Genomic DNA, 21,214 nt, shown 5'->3' on the forward strand with positions numbered 1-21,214 from the left:
AGCGCACGATACTTCTGTCAAAAGCACCTTCATCCGAACTATGTCAGGGGCGGCAGCGAAGGAGTTGCAGTCGCCTGGACTCAGCAGACGTCGCTTCGGCAGGGTTCTCGCCCGACAGGCCGACCACCAAGGCGTTCAACGGGATTTCCACTGATCCTGGCGGCAAGACCAAAACAACCACGATTGGACCGTCACGTTCCGAAATCCCGCGCAACACCCCTTGGAACGCATCTTCATCGCCGTGACAGAGCGCAACGTCGAAGTCCAGTATGGTGGTTGCCGAAACATCAGCCAGGGCAACCCACTCGCGCACAGACCCGGGCAACCCTGCGAGCAACTCCGCCATGCCGTCCTCTACGGGCCAGATCGCCCTGCCGCCCACTGCCAACACGGCGGCAAGTTGCATGAACCGGTCTTCCTCCGACTCAGCGAGACAAAGCACGCTTTGGCGGGGACGGACGCGCTCTTCCTGCTCCAAACGCTTCCCTGTACGGCCATGTGGGGAAAGTCGCCCGAACCGCTCGCAGTCCAAAGCAAGCGCGAGCCGATTGGAATCAATCGCCCAAGATGCGAAAGCAGCAAGGACGGAGAAGTCCTTCTCGGCGTCCTCCGCGCGTACGCCGTCTCTTGAACAATCGAAGAAGGCACGCGACATGTTGGTCATCCCCGTGAGTTCAGATAAAGCGCGTCTCGAGGAAGTCACGCGCTCTTCGATAGAGATCGACGCGGTTGAGCTCCAGTGCCATGGAATGGGTACCGCGCGCAAGAATCTCCAGCCGCTTGTACGAAGCGCTCCGTAGTCGCGAGAAAACTTCCTGAGCCATGTAGGGAGGCGTATCGACGTCCCACTCACCCAACAGCAGCAGAGTCGGTGCGCTGATGCCCTCGGGCGCGTAGGTCGACCCTCCCGCCGCCCAGATGTCCGTCAAGTCCGCCATCACCCCATTCGGAACCATGACGGAACCTTCGGTCGAGCGAGGATCGCACTGAATCTCCACAAAAGACCGCCACCAGGCGTCGAACTCCGCCTTGGGCATCACTTCCTCGGCCACGTCGGCATCCAGGCCGCGCAACCATCGCTTTCGAGCCTCGCACTTCGGAACACTGCGAAAGGCCCCTAGGAAATCCGCGGCCCGACGCAGAGGCGTCGGATATGCCGACATCATCCACCGCGACATGGCAATCACCGGCGAGGTTCGAATCGTCCACAACGGCGCGACCATCACGAGGTGACGTACGAGGTCACTGTGGCCCGAAGCAAACCCTCCCGCGATAGCAGTGCCCCAGGACCAACCCATCAGGTTGACCTTGGACACCCCCGTCCGCTGTCGAACAAAGTCGACCACGGCTGTCAGGTCAGCAACTGCATCTGGTGTCCGCGCATATGGCAGACCATGCAAGGCGTTATCGCTGAATCCAGTCGGCCGAGAAGAACGGCCGTAGCCTCGCACATCGAACAGGTAAGCATCGAATCCGTGCACGGCCATGTAGTCTAACCATGAGCCGCCGCCGAACATCGCCTGATCGAAAGCAACGCTGCCAGCGTAAGTTGCGCCGTGCACGAAGATGACAACCTTCCGATCGTCAATCGCCCGACCTCGCGCGAGGCGTTTGTTGCGAACGAAAATCGAGACGCCCGGATCGTTACCGGGTACCTGGAAGTCGCTGACCGAAATTTCGGGCAAAGTGCGCTGTGAGGCGGCGTCGGCGTCGGCGTCGGCGTCGAAGAGCATCGTTATCCGTTCAACCTTGAGGTACCTGTTCCAGCACGTATGAACCTGGCGCAGCCTCGAGAGGCGGACACTCCCGACTGCCTAGCTGTTTAGGTGCCGCAACCTGCTTGCCGCTGGTCTTGGCGACCCACCGACACCATTCAGGCCACCAGCTCCCCTGGTGTTTCTCGGCGCCCTCCTTCCATTTATCCGCGTCCGTCGTCTTCGGGCCATTGAACCAGTAGCTCTTTCTTGACTTGGCCGGATGGTTGATAGCGGTTCCGGACACATGTCCACCCTCCGTCAACAAGAACTCCGCGGGACCGGACACCAGATCCAGCGCTAGAAGAGTGGTCCGCCAGGGCACGATGTGATCCTCGGTGGCAGAGACGAAGCAGCACGGGGCGTCGATGTTGCCCACGTTGGACTTCCGCCCACGCAGCCTCAGCGCATTCGGTTCGCGCAGCAGATTTTTCAGGTACATGTTCTCTACGTAGAACTGGTAGAGCTCGCCTGGAACGTTGGCCGTGTCGCTATTCCAGTAAAGGACATCGAACGGCGGGATGTTGTCGCCCAGCAGGTAGTTGTTGACGTAGAAATGCCAGATCGAGTCCTTGGCGTGCAGCATCGCCATGGCCTTGGCCAGATCTCGCCCAGGCATCACGCCCTTCATCCGCACTTTCGGTTCGAAAGCTGCAACCTGCGGCTCGTCAACGAAGATGCCAACGTCCCCGTGATCCGAATAGTCGACCAGGGTGGTGAGAAAGGTGGCCGACGCAATGCGCTTCTTCTCCGCGGCGTTCATCACCGCCAACGCCGAGACCGATAGTGCTCCGCCGATGCACCAGGACAACAGGTTCGTACTGGGCGAACCTGCGATCTCGCAGGTCATCTCGACGGCCTTGTGCACACCGTCGAACACATAGTCTTCCCAACCATGGCTCGTCTCCCCGGGATGAGGGTTGCGCCAGGACATCATGAACACGTTGTGCCCTTGCTCGAGCAAGTACTTGACGAAGGACTTCTGTTCGTTCAAGTCGAAGGCATAGAACTTGTTCACGCATGGAGGCACGATCAGGATTGGTACCGCGGCGACCTTTGGGGCTAGCGGCTGGTATTGAATGAGCTGGAATATCTCATTCTGAAAAACGACCGAGCCGGCGGTCGTGGCCAGGTTCACGCCGACCGTGAAGGCCTGCATGTCGTTGGAAGCCGGCAGCGCGTTCTTCTGCAGGTCGTCGAGCATCCGCGTCACACCTGTCAGAACGCTTTGGCCCCGGGTGTCGGCCGCCTTCTGCAACGCCTGCGGGTTGGTCAGGAAGTAGTTCGATGGTGACAGCGCATCCACTGCGTACTGAACGTAAAAATTCCACACGTTCTTTTGATGCGGTGGCAGGCTGGTTCCCAGGTCGCCGACACGCTGCGCAGTCTGCCCCGCCGCTTCGTACCACTTCATCAGGAATTGCCCGTATGCCGTGGAGGCCCACGCCGGGTCCTTGAAACGCGGATCGTCGGCCAGCGCGCTCGTGGGCGCATCGTCCGACGCATGCGGCGGCAGCCACGTTCTGGTCCAGTTGTCGAACAGGCGTTGCAGTGTCTCGGGGGTCATTTTGTTCGGGTCCAGTTAAAGTAGATCGGCCAACGGATGTGGCGGCTGAATGAAGGACTGGATGTAGTCTTCGCCAATTTCCGCTAGCGAAGCCGGCCGCCATCGGGGGGCACGGTCCTTGTCGATGATCAAGGCGCGGATACCTTCGGCAAAATCACCAAACCGGGCGCAGGCCACGGATACGTGATATTCGAGGCGCAGAACGTCAGCCATGGACAGGTGCAGCACTCGCCGCCAGAGTGCAAAGGACAAAGCCGCCGAGGTCGGAGAGCCCTTTACGAAAGTCTTCGCGGCGCTGGACAGCCAGGGATCCTCATGCCGCGTCAGTGCCTCGAGTCGCTGTGCAATGTCCGCCAGGCTGTCGTGGCCGATGGTCGCGTCGATCAGTTCGTAGTGTTTTCTGAACTGCGACTCGGGCAGTTCCCCACGCACCGAGTGCCCCATCAGGATGTGGCTGAGCTGTGCCGAATTCGCATCGGCGTTTTCGAACCATTCCGCCTCGCCAACGGCAGCCAGCACCTGAGCCTTTTGGTCATGCGCGACGACAAAATCTACGAGGCCCACGAAGCGGGCGTCGGCCGCGTTGATCGATGCACCGGTCAACGCCAGGAACAAGCCGCTCTTCCCGGGCGAACGGCGAAGAAACCAGCTTCCACCCACATCCGGATAGAGGCCGAGGGAGATTTCCGGCATTGCCAACCGCGTCTGCGGTGTGGCGACACGGTGGGAGGCTCCAGCCAACAGGCCGATACCTCCGCCCATCACGATGCCATGACCCCAGCAAAGGATCGGCTTGGGATATGTATGGATCTGGTAGTCCAGCCGGTACTCGCGCTCGAAGAACCGAGCTGCTTGCTGTGGAATCTGTCCCGGGGGCGTTTCGCACATCGACGCGTACAGCAGTTGCAGGTCGCCGCCCGCGCAGAAGGCCTTGTCACCCACGGAGTCGAGCACTACGCCGACGATCGCCGGGTCTTCGGCCCACTTTGAAAGCATCGGCCCAAGCCGGTCGATCATGCCGAGCGACAACGCATTGAGCGTAGCCAGCGAGTTGAGCGTGGCGTGGCCAAACCGCCGCCCGCGTGCAGTGACTATCTCGTCGAAGAGGACAAAGTCCTGCATTTTTCCTAGTCTTTCGTGCTCAGGCGTTACGCCATACGGGTTGCCGCTTGGCCAAGAAGGCGCTGACGCCTTCGCGCTGGTCTTGCGTGTCAAAGAGGTCAACGAACGCTTCTCGCTCGGCCGCCAGGGTGATAGTAGGCGACTGCGTCCGCGCGCCATGGATCAGCTTCTTGCAGGCCGCGATGCTCGTCGGGCTTTGGCGCTCAACCGATTTCGCGAGCGCCAACGCACGTTCAAGTGCCTTTCCGCGAGGCGGTACTTCTTCGACAAGGCCGATCCGTAGCGCAGTGGCAGCATCGACCCGCTCCCCGCACAGAACCATGCGCTTGGCCCAGCTCTCGCCCACCTGCCATGCCAGCCACTGCGAGCCTCCGGCACAGGGCAAGAGGCCGACCGTCGCTTCGGGCAGGGCCATCTGCGCGTGCTCCTCGCAGATGCGCAAGTCGCAGGCCAATGCGCATTCGAGGCCACCGCCCATTGCAAACCCATTGATGGCCGCGATGCTCAGGCCGCGAAAGTTCGCCAAGGCTTCGAACGCTTCGCCGAATCGACGCGCCATGGCACGCGCTATCGCCTTGTCCCCGTCCGCAAACAGCTTGAGATCCGCCCCTGCAGAGAAGAACTTCTCACCGTCACCCGTGATGACGAGGCTGTAGATGTCACGGTCCTGCTCCAGGTCGTCCACGAGCCTGGTGAGCGCCGCCAGGCTGTCCTGGGTCCAGGTGTGGGCCGGCGGATTGTTCAACGTGACAAGGGCTACGTGACCTTGCTTTTCAAGTTTTAGCCCAACGTATTCAGTCATTCGATCTCTCCGGGAAGGGAACAGCCCGCGCGCGGCGTGCGTGCCGCGAGCGTCGAAAAGTCATCTCAGTCAATCCCGTGGAGCGGTGCGCATCGGCAGCCCCACGTCAGCATTCAATCGCCCGAAGGGCCCATCAACTTTTGTTCTGGAACAACTTGATCACGCTTGAGAAATCGAGCGCACCATGGCCGGCCAGGCTGTGCGATGCATAAAGGCTGCGGGCCAGGCCACCCAACGGAGTCGAAGCACGCACAGCGCCCGCGTTCTCCTGCGCCAGTCCAAGGTCCTTCAACATGAGGTCCGTACCGAAGCCTCCCGCGTAGCCCTTGAATGCCGGGACGTTTTCCATGACGCCGGGAAGCGGGTTGTACTTCTCGAGCGCCCAGTTCCCGCCTGAACTGCGACGCATGATTTCCGACAGGACCTTCGGATCGAGGCCGTTGGCAACGCCGAGTGCAATCGCCTCGGAAGTCCCGATCATCAGGATGCCAAGGAGCATGTTGTTGCAGATCTTGGCTGTCTGGCCGGCGCCCGCTTCACCCGCGTGAAAGATGTTGCTGCCCATCTTCTCCAGCACCGGTCGCGCGCGTTCGAGATCGGCTTTCGAGCCGCCGACCATGAACGTCAACGTGCCAAGGGTCGCGCCCGCCGTGCCTCCGGAAACGGGCGCGTCGATGACGGCAACACCGCGCTTTGCACCGGCCTTCGCGACTTTGAGTGAAGTCGAGGCGGCGATGGTGCTGCTGTCAATTACCAGCGTGCCGGCCGACAACTTCTCGAGGAGGCCGGGCTTGCCTTCACTGCCCAGGTACAGGGCCTCCACGTGCTGGCTGGCGGGCAGCATGCTCACGACCACTTCGGCATCGGCCAAGGTATCCGCCGCCGAGGCCGCGATGGGTACCCCTTCCTTGCGCAGAACCTCGCACGCCGCAGCCGACAAGTCGAACGCGCTGAGTTGGTATCCGGCTTTGTGCAAGTTGAGCGCCATGGGCCCACCCATGTTTCCCAAGCCGATGAATGCAATCTTCATGAAATATGTCTCTTTCGCTTCCTGGGAACTTTCAAATCATCTAATGTCGCCGGCGTGATCAGGCTCGAGGACCTTGCGCGCGATGATGACGCGCATGATCTCGTTGGTGCCTTCGAGGATCTGGTGCACGCGTGCATCGCGCACAAGTCGCTCCATCGGGAACTCGCTGAGGTAGCCGTAACCGCCGTGTAGCTGCAAGGCGTCGTTGCACACCGTGAAACCCGCGTCGGTGGCGAAGCGCTTGGCCATCGCGCAATAGGTGCTTGCATCGGGATGGCCGGCGTCGAGCTTACTCGCGGCGAGGCGCACCATCTGACGCGCAGCCACGAGCTCGGTGGCCATGTCCGCCAGCTTGAACTGCAGCGCCTGGAAGCTGGCGAGCGGCTTGCCAAACTGCTGGCGCTCGTGCAGATAGCGGCGGGCCGCGTCCAATGCGCCCTGAGCCGCGCCGACCGAACAGGTCGCAATGTTGATGCGCCCGCCGTCGAGGCCCTTCATCGCGATGCGGAAGCCTTCGCCTTCGCCGCCAAGCAGGTTCTCGGCCGGCACGCGCACGTTGTCGAAATTGATGGTGCGCGTGGGCTGGCTGTTCCAGCCCATCTTGTGTTCCTTCTTGCCGTAGGTGATGCCCTGGGCATTCGCAGGCACAGCAAACGCAGAGATACCGCCAGCTCCAGCCGCACCGGTTCGCGCCATCAGAACGAGCACGTCGGTTGAACCGGCGCCAGAGATGAAGGCCTTGCCGCCGTTGATGACGTATTCGTTGCCGACGCGCTCTGCTCGCGTCTTGAGCGAACTGGCATCCGACCCTGCGCCGGATTCCGTGAGGCAATAGGACGCGAGCTTGCGGCCGCTGGTGAGATCTGCACCCCACTGTTCACGTACCGCCGGACTGCCCCAGTTACCGAGCATCCAGGTCGCCATGTTGTGGATTGTGATGAAGGCGGTGGTGGATGGATCGACGGCAGCCATCTCCTCGAACACCAGCGTGGCGTCAAGGCGCGGCAGCGCGAGGCCCTCGATGCTCTCAGGCGCATAGAGTCCGCAGAAGCCGAGTTCGCCCGCTTTGGCGATCGCATCGCGAGGGAAGTGAGACTCAGCGTCCCAACGCCCGGCGTTCGGGGCGAATTCGCTCAACGCAAACTCGCGGGCCGTGTCGGCGAAAGCGCGCTGCTCTTCAGTGAGTTCGAAGTTCATGGAGATGGTCCAGTGCTCCCTCTCTGCAGAAGAGAGGGGGTGAAATCACTTCAGGCTGATGGTGGTGTTGACACCATGCGAAACGGTGCTGTCGTCGAACCAACGCTCCGTGATCGTCTTGGTCTGCGTGTAGAACATGATCACCTGCTTGCCGTACGGACCCAGATCGCCGAGCTTCGAGGCACGCGAACCCGTGAACGAGAACATCGGCACCGGCACCGGAATCGGCACGTTGATGCCGACCTGCCCAACGTCGATGTCTTCCTGGAAGCGGCGAGCCGCGGCACCAGACTGGGTGAAGATCGCCGTACCGTTGCCGTTGGCGTTGGAATTGATCAGTTCGATCGCCTCGTCGATGTCCGCGGCGTTGGCCAGGCACAGCACGGGGCCGAAGATCTCCTGGTCGTAGATGGCCATGCCCGGCTTGACATCGGCGAACACCGTCGGGCCCACGAAATTGCCTTTCTCGTAGCCGGGTACCGTGGGCTTGCGCCCGTCGAGCGCCAGCGTCGCTCCGTCGGCCACGCCGCGTTCGATCAGGCCGGTGACACGGTCATAGGCGGCGCAAGACACCAGCGGGCCAACATCCACGCCCTTCTCGGTGCCTGCTCCGATCTTGAGCGTCTTCGCCTTTTCGACAAGATCCGGCACCCACTTCTGCGCATCGCCCACCAGTACCGCGACAGACACCGCCATGCAGCGCTGCCCCGCCGCACCGAAGCTCGCGCCGGCCAGCGCGTTGAGCGTCTGCTCCTTGTTGGCGTCAGGCATCACGATGGCGTGGTTCTTCGCGCCCATCATGCATTGCGCGCGCTTTCCTGCGAGCGTGGCGCGGTTGTAGACGTGCGTGCCGACCTTGGTCGAACCCACGAAGGAGATCGCCTTGATGTCCTTGTGGTCGCAGATGGCGTTGACCACGGCCTCGCCGCCATGCACAACGTTGAGCACGCCGGCCGGGATGCCCGCTTCGAGCGCGAGCTCGCACAGGCGCATCGTGACCATCGGGTCCTGCTCGGAGGGCTTAAGCACGAAGGTGTTGCCGGTGACGATCGCCATCGGGAACATCCACAGAGGGATCATGGCGGGGAAGTTGAAAGGCGTGATGCCGGCGCACACGCCGAGAGGTTGCAGCACGGTGTAGGTGTCCACGCCATTGGCCACGTTGTTCGCCAGCTCGCCCAGCTGCAGGTTGCCAATCGAGGCAGCGTGCTCGACCACTTCAAGGCCGCGGAACACGTCGCCCTCGGCGTCGGGCAGCGTCTTGCCCTGCTCCGCGGTGAGGATCGCGGCCAGCTCGGCCATGTTCTCGCGGATCAATTGCTGGTACTTCAGGAAGATGCGCGCGCGGGCGCCAATCGGCGTCTTGCGCCAGGTTTTGAAAGCCTCCTTGGCGGAAGCGACTGCGGCATCGACCTCGCCCGGCGTCGCGAACGGCACCTTGGCGAGCACTTCCTGGGTGGCCGGATTGACGATGTCGCGCCACTCGGTGGTCTTCGACTCGACGAACTTGCCGCCGATGAGCAACTTGACGGTGGCGACCTGGGTCGCGGGCGTGGTGGTGGCATCCATGTTTTGTCTCCTAAAGAACTACTGTTAGGCGGATGCTACCGTTGCATGATTGAACAAAACAATAGACAAATATGCATTCGGGGTCTGCATAATTGCAACGCATGGACTGGGACAACCTCCGCTTCTTCCTCGAACTTGCCCGTTCGGGCACGCTGATGAGCGCGGCGCGCCGGCTGTCGGTAGACCATACGACCGTGGCAAGACGCATCCAAGCGCTCGAGAAGGAGGCGGGGACGGCCCTCTTCTCCCGGGAGGCGGACGGCCATCGACTGACGGAAGCTGGACGCCGACTTCAACCGCAGGTAGAGGCAATGGAAAGCGCCTTCCGTCGGATTGAAAGTGACACGCCCAGCTCGGATGAGGGGCTCACAGGCCTCGTGCGCATCGGCGCTACCGAAGGATTTGGCACGGTGGTATTGGCCCCGCATCTGGCACTGTTCGCGCAGCAGCACCCCAAGCTCGTGATCGACCTGTTGGCTATGCCGCGGCTAGTGCACTTGTCGCGCCGCGAAGCCGATATCGTGATTTCGCTCGAGCGGCCGGTACGCGGTCCCGCAGTCGTAACGAAACTCACCGACTACACGTTGCGCCTATATGCGTCCAAGCGCTATCTGGCCGAGCACAAGCCCGTCAACACACGCGAGGATCTGCACGGCCATACATTCATCAGCTACGTCGATGATCTGCTGTTCAGCAAGGAACTTCAGTACCTTGACGAGCTATACCGCCCCGAGCACTTCGCGCTCCGCAGCACAAGCATCATTGCCCAGTATCGTGCCGTAGTAGCCGGCGCGGGCATCGCCGTGCTGCCGGCTTTCATCGCCGAACCAGACGAAAATCTCAATAGCATCCTGCCTACCCAGGCAAACTTCACGCGCACGTTCTGGATGTCGATGCCAGAGGAAACCAAGCATTTCGTTCGGATGCGCGCGATTTGGGATTTTCTCCGCGAGACAGTTGCGGCTCGAAAAGAATCGCTGTTGATCGACGCTCCCCCGTAGTTCGGTCGTAAGAGCTCGTACGTGACATGCTGCTCACGGCTGCCCTCTTCAGAGGGCCGGCAGCCTCGCTCTCACCCGCGTCTCATAGCGTGCTGCTGGTGAGTCAAAGGTGCCGTGTGCACACCACTCGCTCGCATCCAGATGCATTCGCCCGCTCCGTCGTTCCTAAGAGGCCGCCAGACGGGCGGGCTGCCCAGGGGCAACCACCCGTCTGTTGGCGCGTTCAACGACTTGTTCGCTCCCAGGTCACGGTGGCGATCGAACGGATGCGTCGCGATTTCCGGAAGCGCTGCGCATGGTCAGCGCAGGAGCAGCGTCGCGCTCTGACGCGGCTGCACTTTACCCGTCGGATACGCGTCAGACATCTGTTGTGGCTTTTCGCCGCCCCACAATGGCGGGATGAGTGATTTAGCGATTGCCCTGAACCGCTTCGGACTTGGTGCCCGGCCGGACGAGCCGGTACTGGCAGAACCGCGGCGATGGCTGACCTCACAGTTCGACAAATACGAGGTGCTACCAGCGCCTTGGAAGCCCGTCGAGCGCACTTCTGCCTTGGTCGAAGTCTGGCTCGCCCAGCAGCGCGCGGTACGGCAGGCACCAGAGGGCCAGCGCAGCGGGATTCGCGAGGCGTACCTGCGCAAGGGCCGAGACGAATATATTGCGGCAGTGGGTGCTCGCACCAGCAGCGCCCTGCAGGCCTCTGCTCCTTTCGTGGAGCGCCTCGTCCATTTCTGGTCCAACCACTTCGCCGTCTCCGTGGACAAGTTGCTGGTGGTGGGAATGGCCGGTGGTTTCGAAGCAGACGCCATTCGCCCGAACGTGTTGGGCCACTTCGAAGACTTGCTGCTGGCCGTCGCACGCCATCCGGCGATGCTGCTCTACCTGGACCAAGCGCAGTCGCTCGGACCGAACAGTTCGGCTGGCCAACGCGCGCAAAGCCTCCAGCAGCGCGGCCGCGGCCTCAACGAGAACCTGGCCCGCGAGATCTTGGAATTGCACACGCTTGGCGTGCGTAGCGGCTATACCCAGGACGACGTGACCGAATTCGCGCGAGCGCTCACCGGCTGGACACTTCCAAGCGATGAGCCCGGCGAGGAAACGAAAGCCACCTTCCGCTTCGTGCGAGCCCTGCATGAGCCTGGCGCGAGGACCGTGCTTGGCCGCAGCTATGCCGATGGCGGCGAGCAGCAGGCCCATGCCATCATCCACGATCTCGTCCTCGAGTCCGCAACCGCCCGCCACATCGCGACCAAGCTCGCGCGCCACTTCGTAGCTGACGACCCCCCGCCGGCGCTGGTACAGCGCCTTGCCGATACGTTCGCACGCACCGGCGGAGACTTGTCCAGCGTGTACCGGGCACTGGTTGCGTCGCCCGAGGCCTGGCAGCCTGTGCCGGCCAAGTTCAAGTCGCCCTGGGACTGGGGCATTTCAAGCCTGCGAGCGATGGGACGACGCGAGATGCCCGAGACGCAATCCGTCCAACTGATGAACCAACTCGGTCAGCCCGTGTGGCGGCCTGGCTCGCCAGCCGGCTATGGAGACTTGGCCCTTACCTGGGCTGCGCCCGACGCGCTGGTTCGGCGTGTGGAAACCGCGCAGCGCTTCGCCGAGCAGGCGGGCGATGACGTTGACGCCAGGACTCTTGCGCCCCGCGTGCTGCCGGATGGCGCGCTCAGCGAAAAAACTGCAGGCGCGATCGCGCGCGCCGACAGCAGCGGCACAGCCCTCGCGCTGCTGCTGGTTGCCCCTGAATTCCTGAGGAGATAGAAATGAGCATGGACCGACGCGGCTTTCTCGGCGCGGCCGCGCTGCTTGCCGCCCCTGGAGTGCTCTTTGCGCAAGCTGTTACTGAGCGGCGCTTCATCTTCATCATCCAACGCGGCGCCGCCGACGGTCTGAACACCCTCATTCCGTACGCAGAGCCGGCTTATGCCCGCGCCCGCGGCGCCTTGGCGATCGACCCAGGCACTGCACTGAAGTTGGATGGCACGTTTGCCTTGCACCCCTCGCTCGCGAATATTCGCAAGCTGTACTCGGCAGGACAGGCAAGCCTCTTCCATGCGATCGCTTCACCCTACCGCGATCGCTCGCACTTCGATGGTCAGAATGTGCTTGAAACTGGAGGCAGTGCCCCTTATCAGGTCACGGATGGTTGGATGAACCGGCTGCTGAGCGTGCTGCCGCGCACCGGCAAGGAGGCCATTGCATTCTCGCCCGCCATCCCCATGGCTCTTCGAGGCGCCGTCGAGGTGACGTCATATGCGCCTTCTGCGCTTCCTCAGGCCAACGAAGACCTCATGATTCGCGTGGAGCAGCTTTATGCCCAGGACTCACAGTTGCATGCGCTTTGGTCCTCCGCCCTAGAGGCGCGCGAGATGGCCGGCAGCATGGGCAGTGGCGGGGGCCGGCAGGACGCGGCCGCGCTTGGCCGCATGGCGGCCGGTTTCCTTGGTCGCTCGGACGGTCCTCGCATCGCCATGATCGAGACCAGCGGATGGGACACGCACAGCGGGCAGAACGCACGGCTTGCCGCTCAGCTTAAGAACCTGGACAACCTGCTCGCCGGACTGCACGAGGGTCTTGGAGCCGCGTGGGACAAGACGGTAATTCTGGTGGCCACGGAGTTCGGGCGGACTGTTGCGGCCAATGGCACCGGGGGCACCGACCACGGCACAGGTGCCGTGGCGATGCTGGTCGGCGGCGCCGTGCAGGGCGGCCGCATCGTGGCCGATTGGCCAGGCCTTGAAAACGCCAACCTGCTCGACGGACGCGATCTGAAGCCAACGTTGGCGCTCGACGCGTTGGTCATCGCAGCTTGTGCGGAGAGCTTCGCGCTAGAGCCCGAGCGGCTTTCACCGGTGCTCTTTCCTGGTGGCGGCCGAGGCAAGCCTTTGCCGCGCCAACTGCGCTCGTAAGCGGAGAGTTTTCCGCGAACAGAGGCATGCCGAATGGAACTTCGAACGTCGGGTTACTGCCTCGAGTGGAGCGGGCACCTCCGCCGTGTGTCGCAACCTGACAGGCTGGCTTGGCCCCAGCAACTCTTAAGCCGGAGACCGCTTTAGCGGGGGATCGGGATGCTCTACTGCCTTGGGCGTCGTTGGCGACCTCGAATGTCGCCGGTTGAGCTTGGAACTTGTGCTTTTTGCACCAGGCCTGGCGGTGACCGCCAAGGCCAACAACAAAACGGCGTTCAGTAAAGACACTGGGATCCTGATTTGTCCGTCCTGGGCACTTGGTACGGCGGTCCTGCGGGTTGCGAGCGTCGCTATTACCAGCCGGCCTTGATCGAACCAGCCCCGTGTGCGATCGCAGAGCATCCATTCCGCGTCACAAGCTGCCCGCCGGGCATGCTTAGCGACTGGTCATCCGTCCTTGCCCTGTTTCGACACATGCCGCTGTGGCAGTTCGCCGCTTACGGACTTCTCCGGCACGTGCGCTCACCGGAATACGGGAACCGTCCCTGCCGAGGTGCGCCGGTTGCCGGCCGCTTTCATTTGAAGGCCCAGCTCGGCGATGCGGCGCTCGCCTTCCAGCAGTGCCGCGTCGGAGGTATGGACCGAATAGTTGCCAAGGTGCAGGGGATGCGGATGGGGAACAGCCGATCCCAGAACGAAAACGACGTCCTCGTCAGGTCCCGCCTGCAGAACGATGGCATGTTCGCCTTCTTCGAAGAGCACCATTTCGCCAGAAGTGATCGATTCGCCCGCGTCGAGCATGCCAGCGGCGAGCGCAAGCCAAGCTACCTTATGCCCCACCGGCGGACTGTAGATCCAACGCTCTCCGGCTCGGAGGGTGACGAGAAGGTAATTGACGCCTTCTGGGGAAGGCACCGGGCTGGAGACACCCCCATAAGCACCAACAATGACATGCGCCGGGCCGACGCGCACCATGTCAGCGGCCTCTATGTAGCGACTCTCCGGCGCGCCGTTCTCGACGTCGGGCGGCAACGCAAGCCAGAGCTGGAAACCCTGGACACGTGACACCTCAGGCGGCGCAGACATCTCCTGACCGTGCCAGACGCCCCCGCCGGCACGCATCCACTCGACGCCACCGTAGCCGAGCGTGCCGGAACCCATCCTTGGATCGTCATATTGCAAGCGGCCTTCGAAGAGGACCGTCACAGTTGCAACGCCAGAATGGGGATGAATCGGCATGCCTCCGCCCGAGGCAGCCGCGCGCAGGAACCCCTCCCCCATGTCGAAAATATCGAGGAACACAAACGGCTTCAGCAGCTGTCCCAGATCGGATGGGCTCATCAGCCGGGTGATCGGACCATGGCCATGGCCCCGGGTCCTATGGCCCACACGCCGGCGCAACAGTTCGGCGTTGTTGTTGTCGGCGGCGCCAGAGAGCGATCTCGCCACTTGTTCGTTAATGCCCAATTTGAACATTTTGTGCTTTCGAGTCAGTTAAGTGATAGCCGCGAGCAATTCGTCATGCGGTGAAGGCAGCGCCCAACAGAGGATGGCCTCGACATGTGGCAAATCCATCTGCGTACTCCTGAATCAATGGGCCGTATCAGGCCGCCTGCAGGCGACGTTCGTCAAGGCTCAGTCGACCCGCGCCCGCTACGGCCACTTGCAGCAAGCCACCCGCGATGGCCAGGTTCTTCATGAAGTGGATCGCTTGGTTCTGGTCAGCGAAGTTGCTGTGAAAGAGAATTGCTGCAACGATGCTGAAGAGCGCGAGCAGCACGGCCACCGGTCTCGCCTGGAGGCCGATCAGCAGCAGCAGCCCGCCGCCGATCTCGACCACGAGCGTGATCGCGTACACCACGCCGGAAAGCGGCAGACCGACCGAGGCGATGTAGCCCGTGGTCACCGCCGCGGCGCCAAGCTTGGACAGCCCACTGACCAGGAAGAGAGCGGCAAGAAGTAAGCGGCCGACGGCCGCAATAGAAGCATCACGCATGAGGTTGAATCTCCAAGGAAATGGTACGAGCTGGGGTATATTGCCGTTCTTAAATTCGTTGCACTAGACCCATAATCCGCGCCGCAGAGTTGCTAAAACAGGAACGCAATGGATTTGGAAGACATCAGGACCTTTGTAGAGGTTGCCGATGCGGGCGGTGTGGCACCAGGCGCGCGGCGACTGGGAATGCCCAAGTCGATGGTCAGCCGTAGACTGACCCGTCTCGAGGAGGCGCTCGGCGTTCAACTACTCGCGCGCACCACCCGGGGTTCCGTCATCACCGAGGCCGGCACGACTTTCCGCGAGCATGCCATGCGCGTCTTGGCCGAGATCGACGCGGCGCGGGAAACGCTATCACCGGAAGCCGCAATGCGCGGGCTGCTTCGCATCGCCGCGCCACTGTCGTTTGGCACGAGCCGACTTGCGCCCGTGTTCGCCGAACTCGCTCGACGACACCCTCTGCTGCAGATTGAGACGTCGTACAGCGATCGCTTTGTCGACCTCGTCAGTGAGGGTTTCGACTGCGCGGTACGGCTCGGTTTCCTTTCCGACTCGAGCCTCGTCGCCCGGCGAATCGTCGGCTTCAAGGGCGGGCTCGTCGCCAGTGGGACGTACATTGCGACGCATGGGGCGCCTCTGAACCCGGAGGATCTGGCCCATCACCAGGCCGTGACGAAGAAGGGTGAAGTTTGGCAACTTGGGGACGGGCACAAGACCGTCACGGTTCGCCCGCGCGTGCGCTTCTTCGCCGATAACGGCGAAGCGTTGCTGGCCGCCGCCTTGGCTGGCGTGGGAATCGCGGCATTGCCCGACTTCATGACCGCGCCGCACATCGCTGCGGGATCTCTCGTCCCCCTACTCACAGACTGCCCGGTTCCCGAAGCCGGCATGTTCGTCGTACGCCCCCCGGGTGCCTTTCCCTCTCGCAGGATTCGCGTCTTGATTGACATACTCGTCGAGCACTTCGGCGAGACGCGTTGATCGCGGCGAACATCGCAGGGACGTTCGGCATTGCTCGTCGCCAAACGCGCGCTCAATCCGGCTGGAGATCCTGTCGCGATGAGGCACCACTTGCGGTACCTCTCCTTTCGCTGCCGCCACTCGGACTCAGCGCCAAGGCAGCTACATGCAGATGGACAAACTTAACCGTCATCTGGGAGGGTCTCGTCGGCGGCCTCGCGCGCCCCTCGATCGGACAGGGGGTCCGCGGCCCAGCAGCGACGGCCGATCAACGCTGTCGCTGGTCATTTTCGCGGCGCGATTCGGCAATCCACCGACTGCCCGAAGCTTGGATGGGCTAACCTCTGAACGGGCGAATCACCTGCGGTGCGGTACGGGATCTGGGTCGTTTCCGTGGCCGGCGCGGGGCTTCCGAAGAATCTTCTGCTGCTCGCTCACCGAGAACCTGCGTCTCGGTAAACGCGGATGTTGGCGCCGCTCGGCCTTGCAAAGAGCGCCAGCTAGTCCGGGATCGATCAACGTGAGAAGTCCGCGACGACCTTTCCGATGCGAGGGCCAACGCGACTGCGTTCGATGGCAGCGGGGATGTCGTTAAAACCCACGACCTCGCTGAGCTTCGAGACCAGCGAGCCTTGGGCGATCTGCGCAGCGAGCCGCGCCAAAAGGGGCGCGTCTGCCTTGTTCACGAACCACAGTCCGCGACGGCCAGCCGGCGTGCGTGCCACGATTCCGGGCGCTGCTGTGCTGACGATGGCGCCGTCCTGGGTCAACACGTCCCACGAGCGGTCCAGCACATCGCCGCCGACGTAGTCGAGCACCAAGTCGATGCCCTTCGCAACCGACTCGAAGGGTTTACTCCGGTAGTCGACGACGTGGTCCGCGCCAAGGCTGCGAACGTACTTGAGGTTTGCGGCTGACGCCGTTGCGAAGACTTCGGCACCCGCTTGCTTGGCATACTGCACGGCATATCCGCCCAGCCCTCCCGCGGCACCGTGAATCAGAATGCGCTGACCTGCGGCGATCGGCCCCGCTTGGTGCAGGCTCAGCCAGGCTGCCACGGCCGCCACGGGGATGCCGGCGGCCTGCACGTCGCTCAGGACCTCTGGCGTGTGCACCAAGTTCGCCTCTGCGACCGGCACGAATTCGGCGTAGGCACCGAGTCGGCCCAGGGGGCCCATGACGCGATCGCCCACTTTGAAGCGTGTAGCCCCCGGCCCAACCGCCTCGACCTTGCCTGCCAGCTCAATCCCCAGCACGGCGGGCAGTTCCACGGGGAAAGCCTTCTGAACAGAGCCTTCGCGAACTTTCCAGTCGATGCCGTTCACGCCGGCCGCTGCGACGCGGACCAGCACCTGGCCGTCACCAGCGGAGGGTTTGGGGATCTCCGCGACCTCGGCGACGGAAGCACCGCCATAGGCCCGGATCAGAACAGCGCGTTGAGTGCTTGTCATTTAAGGTTTCTCATTCATTTGCGATGACCGGGGCGCGGTCCCCGGGGACGAGCCCGGTGATGCAACCCCGCGCCGTGTCAGGCCGCTGCGGCGCTCAAGCTCGGATAGTCCGTATAGCCCTTGCCGTCACCGCCGTAGTAGGTAGCGTGGTCCGGTGGGTTCATCGGCGCATTGGTCTTCAGGCGTTCGACGAAATCGGGGTTGGCCAGCGCCATCTGTCCGTAGGCTTCAAGTTCAGCCAGACCCGACGCCAGGTCGGTGCCGATATGCTCGCGTGCGCGCCCCGGGCGGTTCACGATGAGCGTGCCGCTCCAGAGCTTGCGGATGTCTGCCACCAAGGCTTCGTCTCCTACGTGCATCACGTGCACGTAGGCTAGGCCCAGCTGGGCGAGTTCGGTGGTCAGATGGCGGTACAGGGCCGGTGCCTCGGAACCCTCATCGATTCCCCAGAGTTTGGCGCCGGGCGACAAGCGAATGGCGGTCCGGTCCGCGCCAATTTCTTCGGCAATCGCCATGACCACCTCGATCGCGAAGCGGGCGCGGTTTTCGACCGATCCACCATACTGGTCGGTGCGGGTATTGGCGCTGGGGGCGAAGAACTGCTGGATGAGATAGGCGTTCGCGCCGTGGACCTCGACCCCGTCGGCGCCTGCTTCGATTGCCCGGCGCGCGGCCAGGCGGAAGTCCGCCACGGTCTGGCGAATCTCGTCGGTGGTGAGCCCGCGAGGCTCGGGGATCGGCTGCATGCCCGTCATGGTGAACATTGGTGCGCCGGGGGCGATGGCCGAGGGCGCCACGGCCTGCCGGTGGTGGGGCGTGTTGTCGGGATGGGACATGCGCCCCGCGTGCATGAGCTGGATGAAGAGACGCGAGCCCTTGTCGTGCACGGTCTGCGTGATGGCCTTCCAGCCGGCGACCTGGGCATCGGTGTAGATGCCGGGGGTGCAGAGATAGCCCTGCCCGTCCTCGGAAGGCTGCGTGCCCTCGGAGACGATCAGGCCGACACTGGCGCGCTGCGCGTAGTAGGTGACGGCCAGGGCCTTGGGCGTACCGTCGAATTCGGCGCGCGAGCGGGTCATCGGTGCCATCACGATGCGGTTTGAGAAGGTGTAGCGTCCGACTTTGACGGGGCTGAAGAGTTGAGTCATTAAAGTCTCCGGTAGGGGGAAAGTGGCTCAGACGAGGTGAGGGCTTTTGACACGTGCCACGAGGGCTCGCGATTCGGAAAGAAAGGCTTTGATGTGCGGCGCAGTCAACCCGACAGAAGGGAGAATGGCCCGCGCCTTGTTGTTAAACAGCAGGCCACTTCGGTCTTCCAGTGCGGGTGACAGCATCAGGGGCGCCATGCGCTCGGCATATTCTTCGGCTGTAGGATTGAGCATCCCGATCAAGCCCTCCACGACAGCGAACAGGAACTTGTTGCCGCCCAGATAGTTGCTGCGGATATCCGTCTTGATCAGGCCGGGGTTCAGTCCGAAGACACCGACGTTCGGCAAGCGCCTGGCCGTGTCAAGGACCAGCATCTCGTTGCCGACGACCGTGTTCATATGCACGCTCATCGCGCTATAGGACTTGTCGGCATTGAGGTCCCCCAGCTTGCCGGCCTGGCCGCTGCCCGGGTACCCCATGATGAAGACGCGGGGCCCGGCACTGCTGGCGGGTAGGTCCCGGCCCAGCCGAGGCCCGATTTCCCGCAGAATCACCAGCCGGCTCAGAAAGCTGACCGCCAAGTCGCGCTCCAGGCCTTCCGCGGTAACTTGCCGCTTGGGGGCAGCGAAGATGCCTGTAGTGAAGACCACCAAGTCCAGGGACTCTGCGGGCAGAAGGGCTCCGACCCGCGAGGCTTCGTTCATCAGGCTCAGGTCCGCCCGGACGAATTCGATGTGCGGCTTGTCGGCGTCGCGGAAGGTCTGCCCGACCACCAGCACCTTGGCACCGCGAGCGGCAAGCACCCGGGCCAGCGCCCTGCCGAGCCCCCCAGTTCCGCCCACTACGGCGACCTTCTTCCCTCGCACGTCGGCGTCTGCCAGTTCCAGAAAGGAAAACTTAAACGATGGATCTGCCTTCATAGATGACTTTCTTGATTCGAAGCCCTATCTTCGATTAACCTACCAACGAGATAAAGACTGTTCAATGAGAATGATTGATCCAATAATGACGCAATCCACATGGAATATCTGAACGACATGGCCCTATTCGTGGAGGTCGTAAAAGCTAAAAGCTTTCGCGCGGCAGGCGACGCGACGGGGGTGCCCAATTCGACCCTGTCGCGTCGAATCGGGGCCTTGGAAAAATCGATCGGCCTGCGCCTGTTGCACCGCACGACGCGCAAGATTGAACTGACAGAAGCAGGGCAGCTCTACTACGAGAGCTGTCGGCGCATCGTCGAAGAGGCGCGAATCGCGCATGAGCAACTTGGCGAGATGCTGGCCCAACCCAGCGGCGTGCTGCGTGCGTCGTTGCCAGTCGACTTCGCCACCACCTACATGGCGCCACTGATTGCGGAGTTCGCTCGACGCTATCCGGGCATCACGTTCGAGTTGGATCTCACTCCGCGCAGGGTGGACCTGGTGACTGAGCCTTTCGACGTTGCCATTCGCATGGGCGAGCAACCCAGCTCAACCCTCATCGCGCGCCAGTTGGCGCGCCTGACGCCCTACCTTTACGCGTCGCCCCGGTATTTGAAGACGGCAGGCGAGCCGACCGACCCAGCCGACTTGCGGCAGCACGAGTGCATTGGCTACCCGAAGTCCGGCCCATGGGTACTCCACAAGGAGGATGCAACTGCCGAGGTGGAAATTGGCCGGCGCTTTACTGTCAACAGCGTCGGCATGTACCGCAGCTTTGCCGTTCTAGGCCAAGGGATCGCCCTGCTGGCCGAGGGAGTCGTGGCTGATGATGTTGCAGAGAGTCGCCTGCTTCGCGTCCTGCCTGACTGGCACGGAAGCCCCATACCGGTTTACGCCTTGACTGAAACGCGGCTTTTGCCCGCCAAAACGCTGCGCTTCATCGAATTCTTGCAGGAGCGACTCGTCACCCAATGAGAGGGATGAATCTCCGGTCAGTTGCATCGCCACTCCACCGTGTGACCCACTACGGCGTGGTCGCCGACCCGGCCAGGGTCCGAGATCCGAATCGCAAAGGCGCCGTGGAGAACGCCATCGGCCACACGCAGGCCACGGCCTTGAAGGGCCGGCGCTTTGAGTCCATCGACGAGCAGAACGACTTCCTCGAACATTGGGAGCCAAGACACCTTCCGAGATCGTCAACAAGGCCCACAGCGCCATTTGCACCGCGCTGGCGGCGCCGGATGTCGTCGAAGGCCTCGCCACCTTGGGACTGGAGGCCAAGTCCTCCACCCCGGCGGAATTGGCCAGCCTGCTGAAGAACGCGCTGGAACGGTGGGGCCCGATCGTCAAGAAGATCGGCTTCACGGCGGAAAGCTGGGACACGGGCCCTTGCGGCGGGGCCGTCGCTAGGTCAGGGCGGCAGACGCAATGGAGCCGGTGGGGGATGCCGATGGCGCGCCACCCAAGCCCCTCAAGGCGTCGACCACTCGCGCAAGCGCTGCAACGAAATCGTCGAGCTCGCTCTTTCGCATGTAGACACCCGGCGAAACACACAGTCCCTGCAAGTGCCGAATCTGGCGGTACTTCACATGCACACGGTGGCGCTCTCGCAGCTCGCGCTCGAAGAGCTTCGAATCCACACCCTCGATCGAGAACAGAACCACGCCGGCAATATGCGCGGACTGGGTCATTCGCCCTACCACCTTGAGAATCAGGATTCCACGGATTGTGCAGCGGTCGTCTTCACTCTTGGTCTGTTCATCGGCTGACCTGGCTCCCGA

General features: G+C 62.7%; 19 protein-coding genes and 2 pseudogenes. 7 read left to right on the plus strand and 14 right to left on the minus strand.

Translation table 11 applies throughout. From position 1 onward, the window contains the following. Window positions 1–43: 43 nt before the first annotated feature. The 8 genes from QTI68_RS01785 to QTI68_RS01820 all read right to left on the minus strand — a co-directional run bounded on the left by QTI68_RS01785 (window position 44) and on the right by QTI68_RS01820 (window position 9,041). Complete coding sequence (locus QTI68_RS01785) at window positions 44–664, minus strand: hypothetical protein (RefSeq protein ID WP_286519290.1); 621 nt, start codon at window positions 662–664, stop codon at window positions 44–46. A gap of 10 nt (window positions 665–674) precedes the next feature. Next, window positions 675–1,733 (minus strand): alpha/beta hydrolase, encoded by a 1,059-nt coding sequence (locus tag QTI68_RS01790; protein ID WP_286519292.1) that lies wholly within the window; start codon window positions 1,731–1,733, stop codon window positions 675–677. Between the two features lie 10 nt (window positions 1,734–1,743). Further along, window positions 1,744–3,321: a PHA/PHB synthase family protein gene (locus QTI68_RS01795; RefSeq protein WP_286519293.1), complete on the minus strand. Its 1,578-nt coding sequence runs from the start codon at window positions 3,319–3,321 to the stop codon at window positions 1,744–1,746. Between the two features lie 15 nt (window positions 3,322–3,336). Continuing rightward, on the minus strand, window positions 3,337–4,443 hold the full coding sequence (locus QTI68_RS01800; protein ID WP_286519294.1) for an enoyl-CoA hydratase/isomerase family protein: 1,107 nt from the start codon (window positions 4,441–4,443) through the stop codon (window positions 3,337–3,339). A gap of 19 nt (window positions 4,444–4,462) precedes the next feature. Further along, entirely contained in the window at window positions 4,463–5,245 is a 783-nt protein-coding gene (locus QTI68_RS01805) for an enoyl-CoA hydratase (RefSeq protein WP_286519295.1), read from the minus strand. A 133-nt stretch (window positions 5,246–5,378) separates the two neighbouring features. After that, complete coding sequence (gene mmsB, locus QTI68_RS01810; protein ID WP_286519296.1) at window positions 5,379–6,275, minus strand: 3-hydroxyisobutyrate dehydrogenase; 897 nt, start codon at window positions 6,273–6,275, stop codon at window positions 5,379–5,381. A gap of 36 nt (window positions 6,276–6,311) precedes the next feature. Then, entirely contained in the window at window positions 6,312–7,472 is a 1,161-nt protein-coding gene (locus QTI68_RS01815; protein WP_286519298.1) for an acyl-CoA dehydrogenase family protein, read from the minus strand. A gap of 45 nt (window positions 7,473–7,517) precedes the next feature. Further along, complete coding sequence (locus QTI68_RS01820; protein WP_286519301.1) at window positions 7,518–9,041, minus strand: CoA-acylating methylmalonate-semialdehyde dehydrogenase; 1,524 nt, start codon at window positions 9,039–9,041, stop codon at window positions 7,518–7,520. A 101-nt stretch (window positions 9,042–9,142) separates the two neighbouring features. Here QTI68_RS01820 and QTI68_RS01825 point away from each other — a divergent pair, with 101 nt between their 5' ends. The 3 genes from QTI68_RS01825 to QTI68_RS01835 all read left to right on the plus strand — a co-directional run bounded on the left by QTI68_RS01825 (window position 9,143) and on the right by QTI68_RS01835 (window position 12,957). After that, window positions 9,143–10,042 (plus strand): LysR family transcriptional regulator, encoded by a 900-nt coding sequence (locus QTI68_RS01825; protein WP_286519304.1) that lies wholly within the window; start codon window positions 9,143–9,145, stop codon window positions 10,040–10,042. 399 nt (window positions 10,043–10,441) lie between these two features. Beyond that, window positions 10,442–11,809, plus strand: coding sequence for a DUF1800 domain-containing protein (locus QTI68_RS01830; RefSeq protein ID WP_286519307.1), 1,368 nt, complete (start codon window positions 10,442–10,444; stop codon window positions 11,807–11,809). 2 nt (window positions 11,810–11,811) lie between these two features. Then, the gene (locus QTI68_RS01835) at window positions 11,812–12,957 is read left to right on the plus strand and encodes a DUF1501 domain-containing protein (RefSeq protein ID WP_286519309.1); all 1,146 of its coding nucleotides are present in this window, start codon (window positions 11,812–11,814) and stop codon (window positions 12,955–12,957) included. Between the two features lie 522 nt (window positions 12,958–13,479). Here the strand turns inward: QTI68_RS01835 and QTI68_RS01840 are convergent. Together QTI68_RS01840 and QTI68_RS01845 are read right to left on the minus strand one after the other, a co-directional pair. After that, window positions 13,480–14,433 (minus strand): pirin family protein, encoded by a 954-nt coding sequence (locus QTI68_RS01840; RefSeq protein WP_286519313.1) that lies wholly within the window; start codon window positions 14,431–14,433, stop codon window positions 13,480–13,482. Window positions 14,434–14,560: 127 nt separating this feature from the next. Further along, entirely contained in the window at window positions 14,561–14,953 is a 393-nt protein-coding gene (locus tag QTI68_RS01845; RefSeq protein WP_286519314.1) for a DoxX family protein, read from the minus strand. A gap of 108 nt (window positions 14,954–15,061) precedes the next feature. On the opposite strand from QTI68_RS01845, the gene QTI68_RS01850 reads away from it, so the two are divergent. Beyond that, the gene (locus tag QTI68_RS01850) at window positions 15,062–15,934 is read left to right on the plus strand and encodes a LysR family transcriptional regulator (protein ID WP_286519318.1); all 873 of its coding nucleotides are present in this window, start codon (window positions 15,062–15,064) and stop codon (window positions 15,932–15,934) included. Window positions 15,935–16,428: 494 nt separating this feature from the next. Here the strand turns inward: QTI68_RS01850 and QTI68_RS01855 are convergent, their stop codons facing one another. The 3 genes from QTI68_RS01855 to QTI68_RS01865 form a co-directional block, all read right to left on the minus strand. Continuing rightward, window positions 16,429–17,364 (minus strand): NADP-dependent oxidoreductase, encoded by a 936-nt coding sequence (locus QTI68_RS01855; protein ID WP_286519320.1) that lies wholly within the window; start codon window positions 17,362–17,364, stop codon window positions 16,429–16,431. A gap of 77 nt (window positions 17,365–17,441) precedes the next feature. Continuing rightward, the gene (locus tag QTI68_RS01860) at window positions 17,442–18,512 is read right to left on the minus strand and encodes an alkene reductase (RefSeq protein WP_286519322.1); all 1,071 of its coding nucleotides are present in this window, start codon (window positions 18,510–18,512) and stop codon (window positions 17,442–17,444) included. Window positions 18,513–18,539: 27 nt separating this feature from the next. Further along, entirely contained in the window at window positions 18,540–19,433 is an 894-nt protein-coding gene (locus tag QTI68_RS01865; protein ID WP_286519325.1) for an SDR family NAD(P)-dependent oxidoreductase, read from the minus strand. Between the two features lie 99 nt (window positions 19,434–19,532). Between QTI68_RS01865 and QTI68_RS01870 the strand changes: the two genes are divergently transcribed. The 3 genes and pseudogenes from QTI68_RS01870 to QTI68_RS01880 all read left to right on the plus strand — a co-directional run. Then, entirely contained in the window at window positions 19,533–20,408 is an 876-nt protein-coding gene (locus QTI68_RS01870; RefSeq protein ID WP_286519326.1) for a LysR family transcriptional regulator, read from the plus strand. A 41-nt stretch (window positions 20,409–20,449) separates the two neighbouring features. After that, a pseudogene (locus tag QTI68_RS01875) lies at window positions 20,450–20,608 on the plus strand (IS21 family transposase); the annotation flags it as partial. Beyond that, window positions 20,602–20,733, plus strand: a pseudogene (locus tag QTI68_RS01880) (twin-arginine translocation pathway signal protein); the annotation flags it as partial. The pseudogenes QTI68_RS01875 and QTI68_RS01880, both read left to right, overlap by 7 nt. A gap of 106 nt (window positions 20,734–20,839) precedes the next feature. On the opposite strand, the gene QTI68_RS01885 reads toward QTI68_RS01880, so the two are convergent. Further along, window positions 20,840–21,124 (minus strand): hypothetical protein, encoded by a 285-nt coding sequence (locus QTI68_RS01885; RefSeq protein ID WP_286520235.1) that lies wholly within the window; start codon window positions 21,122–21,124, stop codon window positions 20,840–20,842. Between the last annotated feature and the right edge of the window lie 90 nt (window positions 21,125–21,214).

The sequence above is a fragment of the Variovorax sp. J31P207 genome, assembly GCF_030316965.1.
In the GTDB taxonomy this organism is placed as follows: Bacteria; Pseudomonadota; Gammaproteobacteria; order Burkholderiales; family Burkholderiaceae_C; genus Variovorax; species Variovorax ginsengisoli_B.

Excerpts from the sequence above, each read along its gene's own strand:
- QTI68_RS01840 (WP_286519313.1), bottom strand. The coding sequence starts at position 14,433 with ATGTTCAAATTGGGCATTAACGAACAAGTGGCGAGATCGCTCTCTGGC.
- QTI68_RS01865 (WP_286519325.1), bottom strand. The coding sequence starts at position 19,433 with ATGAAGGCAGATCCATCGTTTAAGTTTTCCTTTCTGGAACTGGCAGAC.
- QTI68_RS01825 (WP_286519304.1), top strand. The coding sequence starts at position 9,143 with ATGGACTGGGACAACCTCCGCTTCTTCCTCGAACTTGCCCGTTCGGGC.
- QTI68_RS01855 (WP_286519320.1), bottom strand. The coding sequence starts at position 17,364 with ATGACAAGCACTCAACGCGCTGTTCTGATCCGGGCCTATGGCGGTGCT.
- QTI68_RS01800 (WP_286519294.1), bottom strand. The coding sequence starts at position 4,443 with ATGCAGGACTTTGTCCTCTTCGACGAGATAGTCACTGCACGCGGGCGG.
- QTI68_RS01795 (WP_286519293.1), bottom strand. The coding sequence starts at position 3,321 with ATGACCCCCGAGACACTGCAACGCCTGTTCGACAACTGGACCAGAACG.
- QTI68_RS01870 (WP_286519326.1), top strand. The coding sequence starts at position 19,533 with ATGGAATATCTGAACGACATGGCCCTATTCGTGGAGGTCGTAAAAGCT.
- QTI68_RS01835 (WP_286519309.1), top strand. The coding sequence starts at position 11,812 with ATGAGCATGGACCGACGCGGCTTTCTCGGCGCGGCCGCGCTGCTTGCC.
- mmsB (WP_286519296.1), bottom strand. The coding sequence starts at position 6,275 with ATGAAGATTGCATTCATCGGCTTGGGAAACATGGGTGGGCCCATGGCG.
- QTI68_RS01790 (WP_286519292.1), bottom strand. The coding sequence starts at position 1,733 with ATGCTCTTCGACGCCGACGCCGACGCCGACGCCGCCTCACAGCGCACT.
- QTI68_RS01830 (WP_286519307.1), top strand. The coding sequence starts at position 10,442 with ATGAGTGATTTAGCGATTGCCCTGAACCGCTTCGGACTTGGTGCCCGG.
- QTI68_RS01850 (WP_286519318.1), top strand. The coding sequence starts at position 15,062 with ATGGATTTGGAAGACATCAGGACCTTTGTAGAGGTTGCCGATGCGGGC.
- QTI68_RS01820 (WP_286519301.1), bottom strand. The coding sequence starts at position 9,041 with ATGGATGCCACCACCACGCCCGCGACCCAGGTCGCCACCGTCAAGTTG.
- QTI68_RS01885 (WP_286520235.1), bottom strand. The coding sequence starts at position 21,124 with ATGACCCAGTCCGCGCATATTGCCGGCGTGGTTCTGTTCTCGATCGAG.
- QTI68_RS01805 (WP_286519295.1), bottom strand. The coding sequence starts at position 5,245 with ATGACTGAATACGTTGGGCTAAAACTTGAAAAGCAAGGTCACGTAGCC.
- QTI68_RS01815 (WP_286519298.1), bottom strand. The coding sequence starts at position 7,472 with ATGAACTTCGAACTCACTGAAGAGCAGCGCGCTTTCGCCGACACGGCC.
- QTI68_RS01845 (WP_286519314.1), bottom strand. The coding sequence starts at position 14,953 with ATGCGTGATGCTTCTATTGCGGCCGTCGGCCGCTTACTTCTTGCCGCT.
- QTI68_RS01785 (WP_286519290.1), bottom strand. The coding sequence starts at position 664 with ATGACCAACATGTCGCGTGCCTTCTTCGATTGTTCAAGAGACGGCGTA.
- QTI68_RS01860 (WP_286519322.1), bottom strand. The coding sequence starts at position 18,512 with ATGACTCAACTCTTCAGCCCCGTCAAAGTCGGACGCTACACCTTCTCA.